General features: G+C 67.5%; 16 protein-coding genes. 10 read left to right on the plus strand and 6 right to left on the minus strand.

Features of this window, described 5'->3' with window-relative positions:
* The first annotated feature begins 11 nt into the window (after positions 1-11).
* The 3 genes from YWM_RS0110610 to YWM_RS0110620 all read left to right on the plus strand — a co-directional run bounded on the left by YWM_RS0110610 (position 12) and on the right by YWM_RS0110620 (position 3310).
* Positions 12-509: an Lrp/AsnC family transcriptional regulator gene (locus YWM_RS0110610; RefSeq protein ID WP_028850704.1), complete on the plus strand. Its 498-nt coding sequence runs from the start codon at positions 12-14 to the stop codon at positions 507-509.
* Positions 510-596: 87 nt separating this feature from the next.
* Entirely contained in the window at positions 597-1949 is a 1353-nt protein-coding gene (locus tag YWM_RS0110615; protein WP_028850705.1) for an aspartate aminotransferase family protein, read from the plus strand.
* A complete protein-coding gene (locus tag YWM_RS0110620; protein ID WP_043660506.1) occupies positions 1946-3310 on the plus strand; it encodes an NAD(P)/FAD-dependent oxidoreductase in 1365 nt (454 codons plus the stop codon). The genes YWM_RS0110615 and YWM_RS0110620 overlap by 4 nt, the downstream gene beginning before the upstream one ends.
* 22 nt (positions 3311-3332) lie before the next feature.
* On the opposite strand, the gene YWM_RS23110 is transcribed toward YWM_RS0110620, so the two are convergent.
* Positions 3333-4301, minus strand: coding sequence for a LysR family transcriptional regulator (locus tag YWM_RS23110; protein ID WP_084612310.1), 969 nt, complete (start codon positions 4299-4301; stop codon positions 3333-3335).
* Positions 4302-4398: 97 nt separating this feature from the next.
* Between YWM_RS23110 and hisD the strand changes: the two genes are divergently transcribed.
* Genes hisD through YWM_RS0110640 form a run of 3 tightly spaced genes read left to right on the plus strand, consistent with a single transcriptional unit; the run spans position 4399 to position 8079 of the window.
* On the plus strand, positions 4399-5700 hold the full coding sequence (gene hisD, locus YWM_RS0110630; protein ID WP_028850707.1) for a histidinol dehydrogenase: 1302 nt from the start codon (positions 4399-4401) through the stop codon (positions 5698-5700).
* A 1-nt stretch (position 5701) separates the two neighbouring features.
* Complete coding sequence (locus YWM_RS0110635; protein ID WP_028850708.1) at positions 5702-7039, plus strand: MFS transporter; 1338 nt, start codon at positions 5702-5704, stop codon at positions 7037-7039.
* On the plus strand, positions 7036-8079 hold the full coding sequence (locus YWM_RS0110640; RefSeq protein ID WP_028850709.1) for a phosphotriesterase family protein: 1044 nt from the start codon (positions 7036-7038) through the stop codon (positions 8077-8079). The genes YWM_RS0110635 and YWM_RS0110640 overlap by 4 nt, the downstream gene beginning before the upstream one ends.
* On the opposite strand, the gene YWM_RS23115 is transcribed toward YWM_RS0110640, so the two are convergent.
* Genes YWM_RS23115 through YWM_RS0110665 form a run of 5 tightly spaced genes read right to left on the minus strand, consistent with a single transcriptional unit; the run spans position 8036 to position 13836 of the window.
* Positions 8036-9226 carry a vWA domain-containing protein gene (locus tag YWM_RS23115; protein ID WP_084612312.1) on the minus strand — a complete coding sequence of 397 codons (1191 nt, stop codon included), beginning with the start codon at positions 9224-9226 and terminating at the stop codon, positions 8036-8038. The two genes, YWM_RS0110640 and YWM_RS23115, sit on opposite strands and share 44 nt — an antisense overlap.
* Positions 9223-10101: an AAA family ATPase gene (locus tag YWM_RS0110650; protein ID WP_052344763.1), complete on the minus strand. Its 879-nt coding sequence runs from the start codon at positions 10099-10101 to the stop codon at positions 9223-9225. The genes YWM_RS23115 and YWM_RS0110650 overlap by 4 nt, the downstream gene beginning before the upstream one ends.
* The gene (locus YWM_RS0110655) at positions 10098-12485 is read right to left on the minus strand and encodes an aerobic carbon-monoxide dehydrogenase large subunit (RefSeq protein WP_028850711.1); all 2388 of its coding nucleotides are present in this window, start codon (positions 12483-12485) and stop codon (positions 10098-10100) included. Before YWM_RS0110655 ends, YWM_RS0110650 begins: the two co-directional genes overlap by 4 nt.
* Positions 12482-12961 (minus strand): (2Fe-2S)-binding protein, encoded by a 480-nt coding sequence (locus tag YWM_RS0110660; protein ID WP_028850712.1) that lies wholly within the window; start codon positions 12959-12961, stop codon positions 12482-12484. The genes YWM_RS0110655 and YWM_RS0110660 overlap by 4 nt, the downstream gene beginning before the upstream one ends.
* Positions 12962-12963: 2 nt before the next feature.
* On the minus strand, positions 12964-13836 hold the full coding sequence (locus tag YWM_RS0110665) for an FAD binding domain-containing protein (protein WP_028850713.1): 873 nt from the start codon (positions 13834-13836) through the stop codon (positions 12964-12966).
* Positions 13837-14048: 212 nt separating this feature from the next.
* On the opposite strand from YWM_RS0110665, the gene YWM_RS0110670 reads away from it, so the two are divergent.
* Genes YWM_RS0110670 through YWM_RS0110685 form a run of 4 tightly spaced genes read left to right on the plus strand, consistent with a single transcriptional unit; the run spans position 14049 to position 18145 of the window.
* On the plus strand, positions 14049-14339 hold the full coding sequence (locus tag YWM_RS0110670; protein ID WP_028850714.1) for a hypothetical protein: 291 nt from the start codon (positions 14049-14051) through the stop codon (positions 14337-14339).
* Positions 14340-14362: 23 nt separating this feature from the next.
* The gene (locus YWM_RS0110675; RefSeq protein ID WP_028850715.1) at positions 14363-15238 is read left to right on the plus strand and encodes an FAD binding domain-containing protein; all 876 of its coding nucleotides are present in this window, start codon (positions 14363-14365) and stop codon (positions 15236-15238) included.
* A 1-nt stretch (position 15239) separates the two neighbouring features.
* Positions 15240-15761 carry a (2Fe-2S)-binding protein gene (locus tag YWM_RS0110680; protein WP_028850716.1) on the plus strand — a complete coding sequence of 174 codons (522 nt, stop codon included), beginning with the start codon at positions 15240-15242 and terminating at the stop codon, positions 15759-15761.
* Positions 15758-18145 carry an aerobic carbon-monoxide dehydrogenase large subunit gene (locus YWM_RS0110685; RefSeq protein WP_028850717.1) on the plus strand — a complete coding sequence of 796 codons (2388 nt, stop codon included), beginning with the start codon at positions 15758-15760 and terminating at the stop codon, positions 18143-18145. Before YWM_RS0110680 ends, YWM_RS0110685 begins: the two co-directional genes overlap by 4 nt.
* The last annotated feature ends 23 nt before the right edge of the window (positions 18146-18168 follow it).

Consider the following 18168-nt stretch of genomic DNA (forward strand, 5'->3'; position numbering starts at 1 on the left):
AGGAGGTTGGTATGACGAGGTCGGCTGTCGAGCGCCGGCTGGTCGTGCACGAAGGTGCGCAACACGCTCTGCTCGACGACGTGGGGAAGAAGATCGTCGAGCAGCTGCAGGAGGACGGCAGGCGGCCGTACGCCACGATCGGGCGCGCGGTAGGCCTGTCCGAAGCGGCGGTGCGGCAGCGGGTCCAACGTTTGATCGACGCCGGCGTCATGCAGATCGTGGCCGTCACCGACCCGATGCAGCTCGGCTTCGCCCGGCAAGCGATGGTCGGCGTGCGAGTCTCCGGGGACCTGGAGGGCACCGCGGACCAGCTGGCCGAGATTCCCGAGGTCGACTACGTGGTGATCACTGCGGGATCGTTCGATCTGCTCCTCGAGGTCGTGGCCCGCAACGACGATCACCTGCTGGAGATCATCAAGCAGATCCGAGCGGTGGACGGCGTGCTCACCACCGAGGCGTTCACGTATCTCAAGCTGCGCAAGCAGACCTACTCCTGGGGAACCGCCTGACGCCGAGGAGAACTGATTTCGTAGCAAAAGGGCGTCTGTACGCCGATATCTCTTGTAAAGCAGCCGATGCTGTGCGATAACCGTTGAATGTCTGGCAACCTCTGGATGCACTTCACCAGGATGTCGGCCTACGCGCACGAGCCGGTTCCCACGATCGCGCGCGGCGAGGGACCCTACATCTACGACACCGGCGGCAAGCGCTACCTGGACGGCTTGTCGGGGTTGTTCGTCGTCCAGGCCGGGCACGGCCGCGAGGAGCTCGCCGAGGCGGCCGCCAAGCAGGCCCGGGAACTCGCCTTCTTCCCGATCTGGTCCTACGCGCACCCGAAGGCGATCGAGCTGTCCCAGCGGCTGGCGTCGCTGACGCCCGGCGACCTCAACCAGGTCTTTTTCACCACCTCCGGCTCGGAGGCGGTGGAGAGCGCGTGGAAGCTGGCCCGCTCGTACTTCAAGCTGACCGGTAAGCCGGGCAAACACAAGGTCATCTCCCGGGCGATCGCCTACCACGGCACCTCGATGGGGGCGTTGTCCATCACCGGCCTGCCCGGCCTCAAGCAGGAGTTCGAACCGCTGGTGCCGAGCACGATCCGCGTGCCGAACACCAACATGTACCGGGCGCCGGCGGGCGCGGCCGGTCCTGACGGGGGCGACGCGGAGGCGTTCGGTCGCTGGGCGGCCGACCGCATCGAGGAAGCCATCGAGATGGAGGGCCCGGACACCGTCGCCGCGGTGTACCTCGAGCCGGTGCAGAACGCAGGCGGTTGCTTCCCGCCGCCGCCCGGCTACTTCCAGCGCGTGCGGGAGATCTGCGACCGGCACGACGTGCTGCTGGTGTCGGACGAGGTGATCTGCGCCTTCGGCAGGCTCGGTGAGTACTTCGGTGCGAAGCGCTACGGCTACCAGCCCGACATCATCACCTGCGCCAAGGGCATGACCAGCGGATACGTGCCGATGGGCGCGATGATCGTCAGCGACCGGCTCGCCGAGCCGTTCCAGCACGGCACCAACTGGTTCGCACACGGCGCCACGTTCGGTGGGCACCCCGTGGCGTCGGCCGTAGCGCTGGCAAACCTCGACCTGTTCGCACGCGAGGACCTCAACGCGCACGCGCGGGCCAACACCGACCTGTTCCGGTCGTACCTGGAACGCCTGTACGACCTTCCGATCGTCGGCGACGTACGCGGCGACGGGTATTTCTTCGGTATCGAGCTGGTGAAGGACAAGTCCACGCGCGAGACGTTCGACGAGGACGAGTCGGAAGTGCTGCTCCGCGGATTCCCCTCGAAAGCGCTCTACGAGAACGGTCTGTACTGCCGGGCCGACGACCGGGGCGACCCCGTGGTGCAGCTCGCGCCGCCGCTGATCTGTGAAGAGCAGCATTTCGCCGAGATGGAGCAGATCCTGCGGTCGGTGTTGGCGGAGGCCTGGAGCCGGCTGTGACCGGTCCGGACGTGGTGGGCTACTGGCTCTCCACGGTTCAGGTGACGCCCCGGCCGCCGCTGCCGGGGAGCGCCGAAGCCGACGTGGTGATCGCCGGCGCCGGTTTCACCGGACTGTGGACCGCCTACTACCTGGCTCTGGCGGATCCGTCACGGCGGATCGTGGTGCTCGATGCGCACGTGGCCGGCTTCGGTGCCAGCGGACGCAACGGTGGCTGGTGCTCCGCGCTGTTTCCGGCGTCTCCGGCGGCGATCGCCCGTCGGCACGGTGTGGAGCGGGCGATCGCGCTCGTGGCTGCGCTGCAGGAGACGGTCGACGAGGTTGGGCGAGTCGCGGCCGCGGAGGCCATCGACTGCGACTACGTCAAGGGCGGCACCGTGGTGCTCGCGCGAACGCCGGTGCAGGAAGCGCGCGGCCGGGCGCAGGTCGACGAAGAGTCCGAGTTCGGCACCGGCCTGTACTGGCTGAGCGCGGCAGAGGTGCGAGCACTGTGCAACGCGACCCGGGTTCGCGGCGGCACCTACTCGCCGCACTGCGCCGCCATCCACCCCGGAAAGCTCGTCCGCGGACTCGCGCAGGCGGTCGAACGGCTCGGCGTGACGATCTACGAGCAGACGCCCGCGCTGAACCTCCGGCCAGGAACCGTCGAAACAGCGGCCGGTACGGTGCGCGCCCCGGTTGTCGTCCGGGCGACGGAGGGGTACACGTCGGCGCTGCCCGGCCACGGCAGGCTGCTCGCCCCGCTGTACTCGTTGATGGTGGCCACCGAGCCGCTCCCGGAGTCGTTCTGGGCCCACGCGGGCCTTGCCCGGAGAGAGACGTTCTCGGACCTGCGGCGCATGATCATTTACGGGCAGCGAACGGCGGACGACCGGCTGGCCTTCGGCGGCCGCGGCGCTCCGTATCACTTTCGGTCCCGCGTGGACCCCGCCTTCGACCGGGATGCACGCGTTCATGACGAGCTCGCGTCGACGCTGGTGGACCTGTTCCCGGCGCTGGGGCCGCGACCGCCGATCACGCATCGGTGGGGCGGGCCGCTCGGCGTACCGCGGGACTGGACGGCGTCGGTCGGATTCGATCGAAGAAACGGATTGGCGTGGGGCGGCGGATATGTCGGCGACGGCGTGGCAACCTCGAATCTCGCCGGCCGGACACTGGCCGACCTGATCGTCGGCCAGGACTCCCGGCTGACGCGGCTGCCGTGGGTCGGTCACCGGTGGCCGCGCTGGGAGCCGGAACCGTTGCGGTGGCTGGCGATCAACGCCGGACTCCGGGCGACCGAGCTGGCCGACGCCCGGGAAGACCGGACCGGGAAGCCGTTCCGGCCGACTGCCCTGCTGGGCCGCTTCATCGGCGAGTAGCGACCGATTGGGTTGATTCGGACTACAGGCGGTCGGTCAGAAAATCTTCCACGACCGTCGAGTCGTTGATAAGCAGGGTCAAGGAGTCGACCCGTGCTGGGTTGTCCAGGAGCGACTTGACCGCCAGGCGGGCGAACTCACGACTTGCTGGAGAGATCAATTCGCCACGTCGTCGTATGACTGCCAACGTGTCGTACAACGGTTCGGCGAACGTCACCGTGTGAAGTTGGCGGGTGTCGATCTCGCTCGCTTTGGACGCGGCACACGCGATCGTGTCCCCCAACCCCGCCGCGACCATGTCGAGCGCCGCAGGCAGGTATTCCACTTCGATGAGCGGGCTGAGCTTTCGGCCGATGAGTTCGGCCCGCCGAGCGAGCTGGCACCTGGCAGGGTCCCGCTCGGCGTAGTGCGCGTCGTAGAGCACCAAAGGACGGCGGCACAGGTCATGAATCGTCACAGGTGAGGCGGCGCGTTCGGGACGGGCAGTCACGTACAGGACCTCGTCGCGAGCGACCGGCAGCACGTCGAGGCCGTCGGTGTCGATGGGCAGCGTCACCAGTCCGGCTTCCAGGACACCCGAACGCACATCGTTGGCCGTTTCCACGCTGTTCTGGCCGAGGAGACGGATCTGCACCTTGGGGTACAGGTGGTGGAACCGAGCTGCCAGATCCGCGCTGAGGTAGAAGTTCGCGTTGCGCAGCAGTCCGAAACTGGCCTGCCCCCCGCTCAACGTTGCCAGCGAGCGCACCGCTTTCGCGCCCATGTCCGCGTTCGACACCGCCTGCTCGGCGTAGGGGAGGAGCGCCTCACCCGCGGGTGTGAGCGTCAGTGACTTCGGCCGTCTGCGGAACAGGGCGGCTTTGAGCTCCGCTTCGAGTCGGCGAACAAGGTCGGAGATGGCTGGCTGGCTCATCTGCAAGCAAGCGGCTGCTGCGGTGAACGAGCCCAGGCGTGCGGCCAGCAGAAACGCACGGAGTTGGGTGAGGGTCATAAGAAGATCTTATGAAGTTCTCAAGATATTTGGCTGTTGTCTTGTGAAGCGCCGTCTTCCTAGGGTCGGGCGTGTCCAGACTCCCGGGGGTGCACGAGTGGCGATTTACCTGAAGGAAGCGGCGGCATCAGCGAGTGACGATGCGCCGGATGTAGCGGAGGTCGTGCGCGATGTCATCGCGGACATCCGCGAACGCGGCGATGAGGCGGTGCGGGATTACGCGGCGAAATTCGACGAATACGCGCCAGCGTCCTTCCGCCTCTCCGTTGATCAGATCCAGGGCGCGTTGGACGCCGTCCCCGAGCAGACGCTTGCCGACATTCGGACGGTGCAGCGAAATGTGCGTCGATTCGCCGAGTTACAGCGAGCATCGGTGCAAGACTTCGAGAGCGAAGTGGCCCCCGGGGTGTTTCTCGGGCAGCGCCACATCCCGGTCAATGCGGTTGGCGCCTATGTCCCAGGCGGACGTTATCCGCTCCTGGCTTCCGCGCACATGACGATCATCCCGGCGAAGATCGCCGGCGTCCGACGGGTCGTCGCGGCGACCCCGGCCCCCCGCGGCAAGCTGCCCGCCGCCTCGATCGCCGCCATCCATCTCGCGGGCGCCGATGAGATCTATGCCATCGGCGGAGTGCAAGCCGTGGCAGCGATGGCGCTCGGCACGCAGACGATCGATCGGGTCGACGTATTGGCTGGGCCTGGCAATGCCTACGTCGCGGAAGCCAAACGACAGCTGTTCGGAGAAGTGGGTATCGACCTGTTCGCCGGCCCAACTGAGTTGTTGATCATCGCCGACGAGACCGCGGACCCGTTCATCGTTGCGACCGACCTGCTGAGCCAGGCGGAGCACGGGCCGGATTCGCCGACGGTTCTGCTTACCACCTCGGCCGAGCTCGGCAAGCAGGTATTGGGCGAGGTCCAGCGACTGCTGCCGGGTTTGCCGACCGGACAGATCGCAGGCGCAGCGTGGCGCAACCACGGCGAGGTAATCGTGCTGGACGACCTCGAGGAGGCTTACCGGGTCGCAGACGATTACGCCAGCGAACACGTTCATGTGATGACTGCTGAACCTCGGCACGCGCTGGAGAAACTCACCAATTACGGGTCCCTGTTCCTCGGCGCCCATACCTGTGTTTCGTTCGGCGACAAGGTCATCGGAACCAACCATGTCCTTCCCACTCGTCGCGCGGCGCGGTACACGGGCGGATTGTGGGTCGGCAAGTACTTGAAAACCGTCACGTATCAGGAGGTCCGCGACGCGTCAGCGGCTGCTGAGCTGGGCGAGCTACTCGGCCGCGCGGCTCGAGCGGAGAACTTTGAGGGGCATGCGCGCTCGGGCGACGTGCGTGTCGCGGCGTTGCACGGGACGCGTCCCGCGTGGGCCGAGGAAGGAGCATGACATGGCTACCGGTGAATCACCCTCAGCCACGTCGGCCGCCACTAAAGCCCCGCCCAGCGCATCCGCCAGGACGATGCAGCGCCGTGTGGTTTCGGCGGCGAGCGTCGGGCAGTTCATCGAGTTCTACGACTTTGCGATCTACGGACTGGCGGCGGTGGCGATCGCCGATGCGTTCTTTCCGTCGTCGAGCGGCACGCTGGGACTCCTCTCCGCGCTCGCTGTATACGGCGTAGCGTTCGTCGCTCGGCCGCTCGGGGGTCTGTACTTTGGTTCGCTTGGCGACCGCATCGGCCGCAAGGCGGTCCTGACGATCAGCTTGACGCTCATCGGCGCAGCGACGACCGTGATGGGGTTGCTACCCGGCTATGACCAGATCGGCGTGCTTGCTCCGACACTACTGGTGGCGCTGCGTCTGCTTCAGGGCTTCTCTGCTGGTGGCGAAGCCATTGGTGCACCCTCATTCGTGCTCGAACACGCCCCTCGGGACAAACGTGGTGGATGGATCACGATCGCCATCGCGATGTCCGCCACCCCGTCGGTCGTCGCGGGCGTCTTCTACGTCGTGTTGGACATGGCGATGAGTGATGCCGCCTATAGCTCGTGGGGTTGGCGCATTCCGTTCCTCGCCGCCGCCCCGATGACCGCTATCGGTATCTACATTCGGCGCAGGACTGAGGAAAGTCCGGTTTTCGAGGCCCTGAAGAGTCGGTCCGTGCACGTAACCAATCCTGTTCGGGCCACATTGCGCAACGACTGGGTGCGTATGCTGCAGGTTTTCTGCGTGATGTCGCTGTCGGCCCTCGGGTTCTACTTCTTGGTCGGCTACTTCGTGTCGTACTTGGAGACCACAGCCGATCTGTCTCGCGGCCAGTCGTTGATTGCGACCTCGACGGCGTTGATCGCCTTCACCATCATGCTTCCGCTCGGCGGTCGAATCTCGGACCGCCTCGGTCGTCGTACGATGCTCCGGGTCGGCGCGGTCGGCATGCTTGTCGTCGCGGTTCCGTCGTTCGCACTGGTTTCGTCCGGTCACCTGGGCGCCGCAACCCTCGGCCAAATTCTTCTGGCTGTCCCGTTGTGTTTCTACGGCGGCGGAAGCTACACGTTCTTCGTGGAACTTTTCCCTGCCGCCACCAGGCTCAGCGGCGCCGCCATCAGTTACAACGTGGCATTCGCACTCTTTGGCGGAGCGGCGCCCTTCGCCGCCACGGCTCTGGTGTCAGCGACCGACCTTGCCATGTCGCCGGCACTGCTCGTCGTCCTGACCGGCGTCATCGCCTTTGCCGCCTCACTGGGCGTGCCGGAAACCGCTGGACGTGACCTTCTGGAGGAGGCGTGACGACGCAGTCCGTCATTCGCACCGTTCTGGGTGACGTTCCGGCTGACACCGTCGGCCATATCCAGCCGCACGAGCATGTGCTCTGCGATCTGAGTCGGCCGCTGCCACCGGATGCCACACCCGAGCAGCGCGCGTGGGACACGGCTCCCATCACGTTGCGCAACTACTACGAAGTGCGCCGTGAGCACACCTCGGAGGACCTCCGGCTGGACGATGTGTCGATCGCGATCGCCGAGCTGACCGAGTACCGAGAAGCAGGTGGCAGCGCCGTCGTGGACGCGACCTCGATCGGGCTCCATCGCGACCCACAAGGGCTCGCCGCGGTGTCGCAAGGCTCCGGCGTGCACATCGTCATGGGTTGCGGCTACTACTACCGCGAGTATCACGAACCGGACTTCCTCGACGGGCGGAGCCGGGAACAGCTCGCCGCGGACATGGTCGGCGACATCATGAACGGTGCCGGCGGGACGTCGATCCGGGCCGGTGTCATCGGTGAGATCGGTTTGAGCTGGCCACACCACCCTGTCGAGCTTCGGGTGCTCGAGGCGGCGGTGGACGCGCAGCTCACTACGGGAGCGGGGTTACTCATCCACCCGGCCCGACACGAGCATTCGCCTCTTTCCGCGGTGAAGGTGGTGCGTGCTGCGGGAGGCGACGTGTCCCGCACGATCATCAGCCACGTCGAGCGGACGCTGTTTGATCGGGACCAGTTTCGCGCATTGGCAGACACCGGCTGCTATGTCGAGTTCGATCTCTTCGGGCAGGAGTCGTCGTACTACTCACTGGCGCCGATCGACATGCCCAATGACGCCATGCGGGTCGACTACATCATCGACCTCGTTGAACGCGGGCACTTGGCGCAGATCCTGATCTCGCAGGACATCTGCCACAAGACCAACCTGCACACATACGGTGGCGAAGGGTACGTACACATCTTGCGGCGCATCATCCCGCTGATGCTGCGCAAGGGGTTGACCGAAGAGCAGGTCTACGCCATCACTGTCGCCAACCCGCGACGAGCACTCGCGATGAAGGTTTGAGTCGTCGAGCCGTGCGGAAGTGCCTACGGTCTCGGTGCGGGGNGGCGAGCGCCTTGAGCAGATCGGGCAGGGCGGCGAGGTTGTGGGCGCTCACCACCGCACTGCAGTGGGGGAGTGCCGCGGCCATTCCGCGGACGAGCGGACGATAGTTCGGCCGGGCCGTGCGCGGATTGACCCAGACCAGCCGGTAGGTGAGCTGGGCGAGCCGTTCGAGGGCGGTGTCGAGCACGGCCGGCTCGCCAGAGTCCCAGCCGTCGGAGACGATCACGACCACCGCGCCGCGGGCCAGGTTCCGGGTTTCCACGCCGTCGATGAACTGTCGCACCGCAGCCCCGATGCGGGTACCGCTGGACCAGTCCGGCGCGGCGCGGCCTGCGAGCCGGAACGCCGCCTCGGGGTCGGTGACGAGAACCGGGGTGATCCTGGTCAGCCGGGTGGCGAACGTGAAGACCTCCGCTTCGGCTCCGACAGCCGCGCTGTGCAGCAGTTGAAGCATGGCTCTGGCGTGCCCGGCCATGGACGCCGAGATGTCGCACAGCACGACGAGGCGCCGCGGCTCGAAGTGCGCAGATCTGCGGCGTAGCGTGACCGGTTCTCCGGCCGTCCGGCGCGCATGGCGCAGCGTTGCTCTGCCGTCGACCCGCCGTCCGTTCACGGCAGGCCGGAACCGGCTGGTGCGGCGGCGCGGGGTGGCCAGCCGGAATTGCCGCATGGCGTCGGCCATCGCGGCGAGTTCGGCGTCGTCGAGCTGGTCGAAGTCGACGGTGCTCAGCTGTTCGGCCGGACTGGCGGCGCTGCGCCGGCGCGCGGCCAGGTCGGGCCTGGCCGAATCGTCAGCCGTCCGACCCTGGTTCGCGGTGCTGGGGGTCGACAGCCCGAATGCCGGCTCGCCGGCGCCGTCAGCGGTCTGTAGCCGGCCGGAACGCTGCCGTGTCCGCTGTCGACCGAAGAGTCGCGCGATGATGTCGACCTCGTCGGGCGAACTGGCCAGGGTCGCCAGTGCGCAGCGGTAGACGGTCTGCTGGTCGGCCGGGCTCAGCGCCAACAGCGCGCGGACGAACCGGGTGGTCCGCTCAGCATCGACTCGCATGCCTTCGCCGCGCAGCCGTTGCGTCAGTCGGGCCGCCAGGCTCGCCACGTCCGTCATCGCGGCACCACCGAGTCGAGTCCGGCTTCCAGCACCGCCGCACGGTCCTCGTCGTATTTGACGACTGTGCTGATGGTTCGGCGCGCTGCGTCGGCGTCCAGTTCGGTTTCGCCGAGGGCGTGCAGCGCGGCGGCCCAGCTGATCGCCTCCGCAACCCCGGGTGGTTTCCGCAGCGACAGTTCACGCAGTCGGTCGACGCCCTCGGCGACGTGCCGGCACAGGTCGTCGGCAGCTTGCGGTACCCGTCGCCGCACGATCTGGGCCACGCGTTCCGGGCCGGGGTGCTGGATCCAGTGGTACAAGCAGCGTCGCTTCAACGCCTCGTGCAGGTCCCTGGTGCGGTTCGACGTCAGCACCGCGACCGGCGGAACTTCGGCCTTGCGGGTGCCGAGCTCGGGAATCGTCACCGCATGCTCGGCGAGCAGCTCCATCAGAAACGCCTCGAACTCGTCGTCGGCGCGATCGACCTCGTCCACCAACAGCACCGCGGGCCGCGGCCCGGGATGCCGGAGTGCGGCCAGCAGCGGCCGGTCAAGCAGGTAGTCCTCGGTGAACAGGTCGGCGTCGGAGAGCCGTTCCCCGCGCGACTCGGCGAGCCGGATGCCCAGCAGCTGGCGGGGATAGTTCCACTCGTACAGCGCCTCCGACGCGCTGAGCCCCTCGTAACACTGCAGGCGGATCAAAGGCGTGTCGAGCACGGCGGCCAGCGACTTGGCCGCCTCCGTCTTGCCGACGCCCGGCTCGCCTTCCAGCAGGATCGGCTGTTGCAGCACCAGCGCCAGATACAGGGCTGTGCCGAGCTCCTCGTCGGCCAGGTACCCGACGCCGTCCAGCGCCGCGGTCAGGTCCGCCACGTCGCGAAACTGGTGTCTCATGTAATCGCCACATCACTTCGGAGGGGGCGGCCTTGGATGGCTCGCCAGACGGCGGCGGGCGTCAGCGGCATGTCCGCGTGCCGGACGCCGTACGGCCGCAGCGCGTCCATCACCGCGTTCACCACGGCAGCGGGGGAACCGACCGTGGCCGCTTCACCGATGCCTTTCGCGCCGACCGGGTGGTGCGGCGACGGGGTGACCGTCTGTCCGAGCTCCCAGGACGGGCACTCCAACGCCGTCGGCAACAGGTAATCCATGAACGAGCCGCCCAGGTGATTGCCGTCGGCGTCGAACGCGATCTGTTCCATCAACGCCATGCCGATGCCGTCCGCCAGGCCACGGTGGATCTGCCCGTCCACGATCATCGGGTTGATCCGCACGCCGCAGTCGTCCACCGCGACGAAGCGCCGCACCTTCACCTGCCCGGTATCCGGGTCGACGTCGACCACGCACAGGTAGGCGCCGAACGGGAAGGTCAGGTTCGGCGGGTTGTAGACGGTCACGGCGTTCAGGTGGGCGTCGACGCCTTCGGGTGGCTCGAAGCTCGAATGCGCGACGCGGGCGATCTCGGCCAGGGTGTACCCCAGTTCCTCGTCGCCTCGGACGAACCAGCGTCCGTCGCCCCACTCGAGATCGTCCGGACTGACCTCCAACATGGCAGCGGCGATCAGTCGCGCCCGCTCACGAACCTGACGCGCCACCGTCACCACGGCGGCGCCGGACACGGCGATCGAACGTGAGCCGTAGGTGCCGACACCGAACGGTGTGTGGTCGGTGTCGCCTTGCACCACATCGACCGCGTCCACGCCGATACCCAGTTCCTGCGCCACGAGCTGCGCGAACGTCGTTTCGTGCCCTTGGCCCTGCGACATGCACGACAGCCGTACGACCGCGGTGCCGGACGGGTGGATGCGCAGTTCGGCGCCGTCGGCCATGCCGAACCCGAACATGTCCATGTACTTGCGCGGGCCCGCCCCGACCGCCTCGGTGAAGAAGCTCAGACCGATCCCCATGAGCTCGCCACGTTCACGCCTGGCCGCCTGCTCGGCGCGCAGGTCGTCGTACTTGGCCAGCTCCAAAGCCTTCGCCAGCGCTCTCGGGTAGTCGCCCGAGTCGTAGCGCCACCCGGTCGCGGTGTCGTACGGGAACTGCTCCGGTCGCAGCAGATTCCGCATGCGTAGCTCAGCCGGGTCCATGTCCAGCTCGCCGGCAAGCAGGTCGACCATGCGCTCGACGAGGTAGACCGCTTCGGTGATGCGGAACGAACACGAATACGCCACCCCGCCCGGTGCCTTGTTCGTGTAGACGCCGGTCACGGCGCAGTGCGCGGCCTGCAGGTCGTAGGAGCCGGTGAAGACGCCGAAGAATCCGGCCGGGAAGCGGGACGGTTGCGCGGTCGCGTTGAACGCGCCGTGATCGGCGAGCACCCGGACCCGCAGGCCGAGAATCGTGCCGTCGGCGCGCGCGGCGATCTCGCCCCGCATGTGGTAATCGCGGGCGAACGCGGTGCTCATCAAGTTTTCCGAGCGGTCCTCGATCCACTTCACCGGGCAGCCGGTGATCATCGAGGCGACGATGGCGCACACATAGCCGGGATAGACGCCGACCTTGTTGCCGAAGCCGCCGCCGATGTCCTTGGCGATCACCCGGATCCGGTGCTCGGGAATCCCGGTCAGCTGCGCGTACAGCGACCGGTGGGTGTGCGGGGCTTGCGCCGTCGACCACACCGTCAGCCGCTCGCTGACCGGGTCCATGTCCGCCACGATGCCGCAGGTCTCCAAGGGAGCCGGATGGACACGGGGGTAGAGCATGTCCTGCTCCACCACGACGTCGGCTTCGGCGAACACCTCCGCCACGCGTTGCGCGTCACCGGACTCCCAGTCGAAGATGTGGTTGTTCTCCTGACCGGGGCGGTCGTCCCGAACCACCGGCGCATCGGGCGACAGGGCCTGGCGCGCGTCGACAACCGCGGGCAGCGGCTCGTACTCGACGTCGATCAGCTCGAGGGCGTCGCGAGCCGCGTAGCGATCCTCGGCGACCACGAAGGCGACTTCCTGCCCCTGGAATCGCACCTTGTCGGTAGCCAGCACCGCCTGCGTGTCGTGGGAGGGCGTCGGCATCCACGCCATGCCGCGCTGGGCCAGCGTCTCCCCGGTGATCACCGCCTTCACCTTGGGATGCGCCAGCGCGGCACTGGCGTCGACCGACACGACCTTGGCATGCGCGAGCGGGCTGCGCAGCACCGCGCCGTGCAGCATGCCGGGCAGTGCCAGGTCGTCGACGAACGTGCCGAGACCGCGGACGAACCGGGCGTCCTCCTTGCGCGGCTGCGAGCCGTAGGCGGAGCCGTTCCCGTGCGCTGTGCCCTCGAGTGTGTCGCTCACGAGGTCACCTCGTCACGTCGTTCGTGCTCGGCGGCCCAGCGCACGGCCCGCACGATGTTCTCGTAGCCGGTGCAGCGGCACAACTGACCGGAGATCGCCTCCCGAATGCGCTCCTCGGACGGGTTCGGATCCCGATCGAGCAGCCAGCGGGCGGTCATCAGCATCCCGGGTGTGCAGAAGCCGCACTGCGCGCCATGACACCGGATGAATCCCTGCTGCACCGGATCCAACTTCCCGTTCTGCGCCAGCGATTCGACCGTCCGTACCTCTTTGCCGTCGGCCATCGCCGCCAGCACCGTGCACGACTTCACCGGAACACCGTCCAACCACACCACGCACGCGCCGCAGTTCGAGGTGTCGCAGCCCAAGTGTGTGCCGGTCAAGGAGAGTTCGTCGCGCAAGAAGTAGGCGAGCAGCACCCGTGGTTCGATGCTGCGCCGGTGTTGCTGACCGTTGACCGTCACGGTGATCTCCACGGCTACACCTCCCGACCCGCGCGCCGGCACGCGAGCTGCAAGGCACGGGTTACCAACGTTGCGGCCAGGTGACGCTTGTAATCGGCGGGCCCGCGTTGATCGACCGGCGGATCACAGTGTTCGGCGGCGATCCGCCCGGCTTCGCCGAGGACATCCGCCGACACGGACCGCCCGCGGAGAAAGTCCTCGGCCTCGACAGCGACGAAGTTGCGCGCGCCGAGCGCGGACAGCCCGATCCCCACCTCGGTGATCACGTCCCCGTCCAGCCACACCGCGGCACCGACCGCACCGACCGCCCAGTCCCCGGCACGCCTGCTGACCTTGAGGAACGCGCTGCTGCCACCGGTGCGTACGGGCACGCGGAGCTCGACCAACAACTCGCCGGGACCGACCACCGTCTCGTACGGGCCGACGAAGAAGTCCCGGAGCGGCACGATGCGCTGAGTCTCGGCCCCCTGCACCACCGCGTACGCGCGCAGGGCACTGAACGCGGCCGACAGGTCCTCGGACGGATCGGCCTGGCAGACGGAACCGCCGACGGTGCCGCGATTCCGCACGATCGGGTCGGCGATCACCTTTTCCGCGTCGCGCAGAATCGGGAACAGCTGGGCCACCTCGTCGTCGTCCAGCAATTCGGTGTGCCGCACCAATGCGCCGACCCGCAGTTCGCCGTCCACCCGGGAAATTCCGCCCAGTTCGGCGACCTCGTTGATATCGATCAACACTTCCGGCCTGGCCAGCCGCAATTTCATCATCGGAATCAGGCTGTGCCCACCGGCGATCAGCCGTCCGGCGCCGTTGTACTTGCCGAGCAGCTGCACCGCGTGCGCGATGCTCGTGGCCCGTTCATACTCGAACTGCGCGGGTACCTGCATGCGGTCTCCCAGCTGCCGTGGTCGAGGATCATCTTCGCCACGCGCAGCCCGCCGCCGCAAGCGTCGGTTAAGCGATGCCTTAGGGCCGTCCGGCTATCACCCAATCGTGATTAACCAAAGCCTTATAACTCGGTTTTGCCGCCTGTCGGCCGGGTGGATGATCACATTTCCCACCACATGACGCCGTGCGTCTATGCCGAGAGGTGTCAGCCATGCGGATGGAGTCGGACGGCAACAACCGCGGCAACCCGCGGTTGGTCGAACTTTTCGCCAACGCGCCGCAGGAACCGAAACCGGGCGGCAGCCCGACCGTCGGGGCCTGGCCCCAGCTGGTCGAGTTCTTCAAGGTCGCGGGTCAGCCCGTTCCGGGGCCGTGGCCACCCCACCAGCAGCCGAGACCGGATCCCACCGACGACGCCGGGCCGGTCGCCGTGCCGGAGCCGCCCGACCCCGGCCCGGAAATCGGCCAGGCATCCGACACCGAGTCGTCCGATCTCCCGTAGCCGGCTCGCACCCAGGAGGACCCATGTACCCGCCCCGCTTCGCTTATGAGGCGCCGCGATCACTGGACCAGGCACAGGCACTGCTGGCCGAGTACGGCGACGAGGCCAAGGTGCTCGCCGGCGGCCAGAGCCTGGTGCCGCTGCTCAAGCTGCGCTTCGCCGCGCCTGCGATGCTCGTCGACATCAACAACGTGCCCGACCTGGAGTACCACCGCACCGCGTCCGACGGCTCGCTGCGGGTCGGTGCCCTGTGCCGACACGCCGATCTGGAGCGCTCGACGCTGCTCGCTCAGTTCCCGGTGATGGCATCGGCCGCGCCGCTGGTGGCCGACCCGGTGGTTCGGCACCGCGGCACGCTGGTCGGCTCGGTGTGTCACGCCGACCCGCAAGGAGACTGGTCGGCGGTGCTGCTGGCGCTCGACGCGTCGATCGTGGCGGTCGGACCGGAAGGCAGGCGCACCATCCCGATGGCCGAGTTCGTGCTCGGACCGTTCACACCTGCCCTGCGGCCGGGGGAGATCGCGATCGAGGCGGTGATCCCGCCGCCACAGCACCAGCCCGCGGGCAGCTACTTCAAGTTGGAACGGCGGGTCGGCGACTTCGCCACGGCCGGAGCGGCGGTCGCGGTGGAGATGGACGGCAGCAGGGTCACCAGGGCCGGGATCGCATTGACCGGTGTCGGCACGCTCGGCACGCGGGCCACCGCGGCGGAAGAGGCCCTCACCGGCCACGAGCTGACCGACGGATCGATCGCGGAAGCGGCGGACGCGGCCGCGGAATCGGCCAATCCGCAGTCGGACCACCGAGGAAGTGCGCAGTTCAAGCGACACGTGGTGCGCACGTTCGTGAGCAGGGCGCTGCACCGCGTCCTGGACGCCCCCGCGGGAAAGGCGGCATGAGATGACTGTTGTGCACGAAGAGCCCACGGCAGGCGCAGACGTACCGACTCGCCGGATCCGCGTGACGGTCAACGGCGTGACCAAGACGGTCGAGCTGGAGCCGCGCGTGCTGCTGGTGCACCTGCTGCGCCAGGCGCTCGGCCTGACCGGCACGCACATGGGGTGCGACACCACCAACTGCGGCGCCTGCACGGTGCTGGTCGACGGCCGCCCGACGAAGTCCTGCACGATGCTCGCGGTGCAGGCCGACGGCCACGAGGTGCGAACGGTCGAGGGCATGTCCACCCCGAGCGAGCTGCACCCGCTGCAAGAGGGCTTCAAGGAAGAACACGGCCTGCAGTGCGGCTTCTGCACCCCGGGGATGCTGATGTCCGCCAAGGCCCTGCTGGAGAACAACCCGGACCCCACCGAGGACGAGATCCGTTGGGCGCTGTCCGGCAACCTGTGCCGCTGCACGGGCTACCAGAACATCGTCAAAGCGGTGCAGTGGGCGGCCCACAAGATGCGGGGTGAGCAAGCATGACGGCGGTCGACGAACGCAAGATCGGCGGACTCGGCACCAGCCGGAAACGCGTCGAGGACGATCGGTTCATCCGCGGCAAGGGCAACTACGTCGACGACATCGTGCTGCCCGGCATGCTGCACATGGAGATCCTGCGCAGTCCGGTCGCGCACGCGCGCATCAAGTCGATCGACACCAGCCGCGCGTGGGAGGTACCCGGCGTTCACCTGGTGCTGACCGGCGAGATGGCGGCCACCCGCAACCTGGCGTGGATGCCCACGCTGTCCTACGACACCCAGGCGGTGCTGGCCACCGACAAGGTCCGCTTCCAAGGTCAGGAAGTCGCCGTCGTCGTGGCCGACGACCCCTACATCGCCAAGGACGCCTGCGAACTGATCGACGTGGAGTACGAGCCGTTGCCCGCGCTCGTCACCCCGGAGCAGGCGATAGCCGAAGGCGCGCCGGTCATCCGCGACGACAAGGCGGGCCAGGACGACAACCTGATCTACACGTGGGAGGTCGGCGACAAGGACGGCACCGACCGTGCCTTCGAGCAGGCCGACGTGATCTCCAAGCTGCGGCTGCACTATCCGCGCTCGCACCCGTCGCCGATCGAGCCGTGCGGGTCGGTCGCCGACTTCAACAGGGCCACCGGCAAGCTCACGGTGTACATGACCACGCAGGCGCCGCACATCGTGCGGGCCGCGGTGGCGATGATCGCCGAGCTGCCCGAACACATGATCCGCATCGTGGCGCCCGACATCGGTGGCGGCTTCGGCAACAAGGTGCCGGTGTACCCGGGTTACGTGTGTTCGATCCTGTGCTCGATCCTGCTGGAGCGTCCGGTGAAGTGGATCGAGGACAAGACCGGCAACCTGATCTCCACCGGGTTCGCCAGGGACATGTACCTGGACAGCGAGATGGCGCTGTCCAAGGACGGCAAGATCCTCGGTGTCCGTATCCGCGCGGACGCCGACCACGGCGCCTTCTACGCCGACGCGCAGCCGAGCAAGTTCAAGATCGGCCTGCTGCACTCGACGTTCGCCTGTTACGACATCCCGAACGCGCACCTGATGGCGCGCGGCGTGTACACCAACAAAGCCCCTGGTGGGGTGGCGTACCGCTGCTCGTTCCGGGTCACCGAGGCGATGTTCTTCCAGGAACGGATGATGCACGCCGCGGCCAACGACCTCGGCATGGATCAGGCGGAGTTCCGCAGGCGGAACCTGGTCAGGGACGATCAGTTCCCGTATCGCACGCCGTTCGGCTTCCTGCTCGACTCCGGCCAGTACCACAAGTGCCTCGAGGTCGGGCTGAAAGCGATCGACTACGACAACTTCCGCGAACAGCAGAAGCAGGCACGGGCCAGGGGCAGGCTGCTCGGGCTGGGCATCTCGACGATGACCGAGCCGCTCGGTGCGGGCAACAGCCGTGAGTTCGACATTCTCGGCATCAAGATGTTCGACTCGGCCGAGCTGCGGGTCCACCCGACCGGCAAGGCGTTGTTGCGGATCGGGTCCAAGACCCAAGGTCAGGGTCACGAGACGACGTTCGCGCAGATCGTCAGCCACGAATTGGGCATACCGGCCGACGACATCGTGGTCGAGCACGGCGACACCGACACCGCGCCGTTCGGCATGGGCACCTATGCCTCCCGGTCGACGCCGGTGGCCGGTGCGGCGACGGCGATGGTCGCGCGCAAGATCAGAGCCAAGGCGCGAGCGATCGCAGCACATCTGCTCGAGGCCTCCGAAGAGGACGTCGAGTGGGAGCTCGGACGCTTCTACCTGCGCAGCTCGCCGGAGCGTGGCGTGACCATCCAGGAGTGCGCGATGGCCGCTTACGGCAACATGCCCGACGGCATGGAGCCCGGCCTGGAGCACCACGCCTACTACGACCCGCCCAACATGACGTGGCCGTTCGCGGTCTACATCGCCACCGTGGAGGTCGACCCGGAGACCGGCGTCTGGGACGTCCTGAAGGTGGTGGCCGTCGACGACTGCGGTGTGCGCATCAACCCGATGATCGTCGAAGGCCAGATCATGGGTGGCCTCACCGAGGCGTACGCGATGTCGAGCATGCAGTTCCAGACCTATGACGCGGAAGGCAACTGCATCGGGTCCAACTACATGGACTACCTGCTGCCGAGCGCGTGGGAGACGCCGGGCTTCGAACTGCACAGCGAAGTCGTCACGCCGTCGCCGCACCACCCGATCGGCGCCAAGGGCATCGGCGAGTGCGCCGCGGTCGGTGGGCCTGCGGCGTTCGTGAACGCGGTGATGGACGCGATCTCCCACACCGGCGTGCGCAACATCGACATGCCGCTGTTGCCGGACCGCGTGTGGGAGGCGCTGAACCAGCGCCGCGACGTCTCCGGCGCGCCGCCGGTGCGCGCCGAGGACTGACGGCTGGATTGACAGGTGAACGA

The organism is Thermocrispum municipale DSM 44069, assembly GCF_000427825.1.
Classification (GTDB): Bacteria; Actinomycetota; Actinomycetes; order Mycobacteriales; family Pseudonocardiaceae; genus Thermocrispum; species Thermocrispum municipale.

Bases quoted from the DNA above. Each gene is read 5' to 3' on its own strand.
- YWM_RS0110610 (WP_028850704.1), top strand. From the start codon at position 12: ATGACGAGGTCGGCTGTCGAGCGCCGGCTGGTCGTGCACGAAGGTGCG.
- YWM_RS0110615 (WP_028850705.1), top strand. From the start codon at position 597: ATGTCTGGCAACCTCTGGATGCACTTCACCAGGATGTCGGCCTACGCG.
- YWM_RS23110 (WP_084612310.1), bottom strand. From the start codon at position 4,301: ATGACCCTCACCCAACTCCGTGCGTTTCTGCTGGCCGCACGCCTGGGC.
- YWM_RS0110635 (WP_028850708.1), top strand. From the start codon at position 5,702: ATGGCTACCGGTGAATCACCCTCAGCCACGTCGGCCGCCACTAAAGCC.
- YWM_RS0110650 (WP_052344763.1), bottom strand. From the start codon at position 10,101: ATGAGACACCAGTTTCGCGACGTGGCGGACCTGACCGCGGCGCTGGAC.
- YWM_RS0110665 (WP_028850713.1), bottom strand. From the start codon at position 13,836: ATGCAGGTACCCGCGCAGTTCGAGTATGAACGGGCCACGAGCATCGCG.
- YWM_RS0110670 (WP_028850714.1), top strand. From the start codon at position 14,049: ATGCGGATGGAGTCGGACGGCAACAACCGCGGCAACCCGCGGTTGGTC.
- YWM_RS0110675 (WP_028850715.1), top strand. From the start codon at position 14,363: ATGTACCCGCCCCGCTTCGCTTATGAGGCGCCGCGATCACTGGACCAG.
- YWM_RS0110680 (WP_028850716.1), top strand. From the start codon at position 15,240: ATGACTGTTGTGCACGAAGAGCCCACGGCAGGCGCAGACGTACCGACT.
- YWM_RS0110685 (WP_028850717.1), top strand. From the start codon at position 15,758: ATGACGGCGGTCGACGAACGCAAGATCGGCGGACTCGGCACCAGCCGG.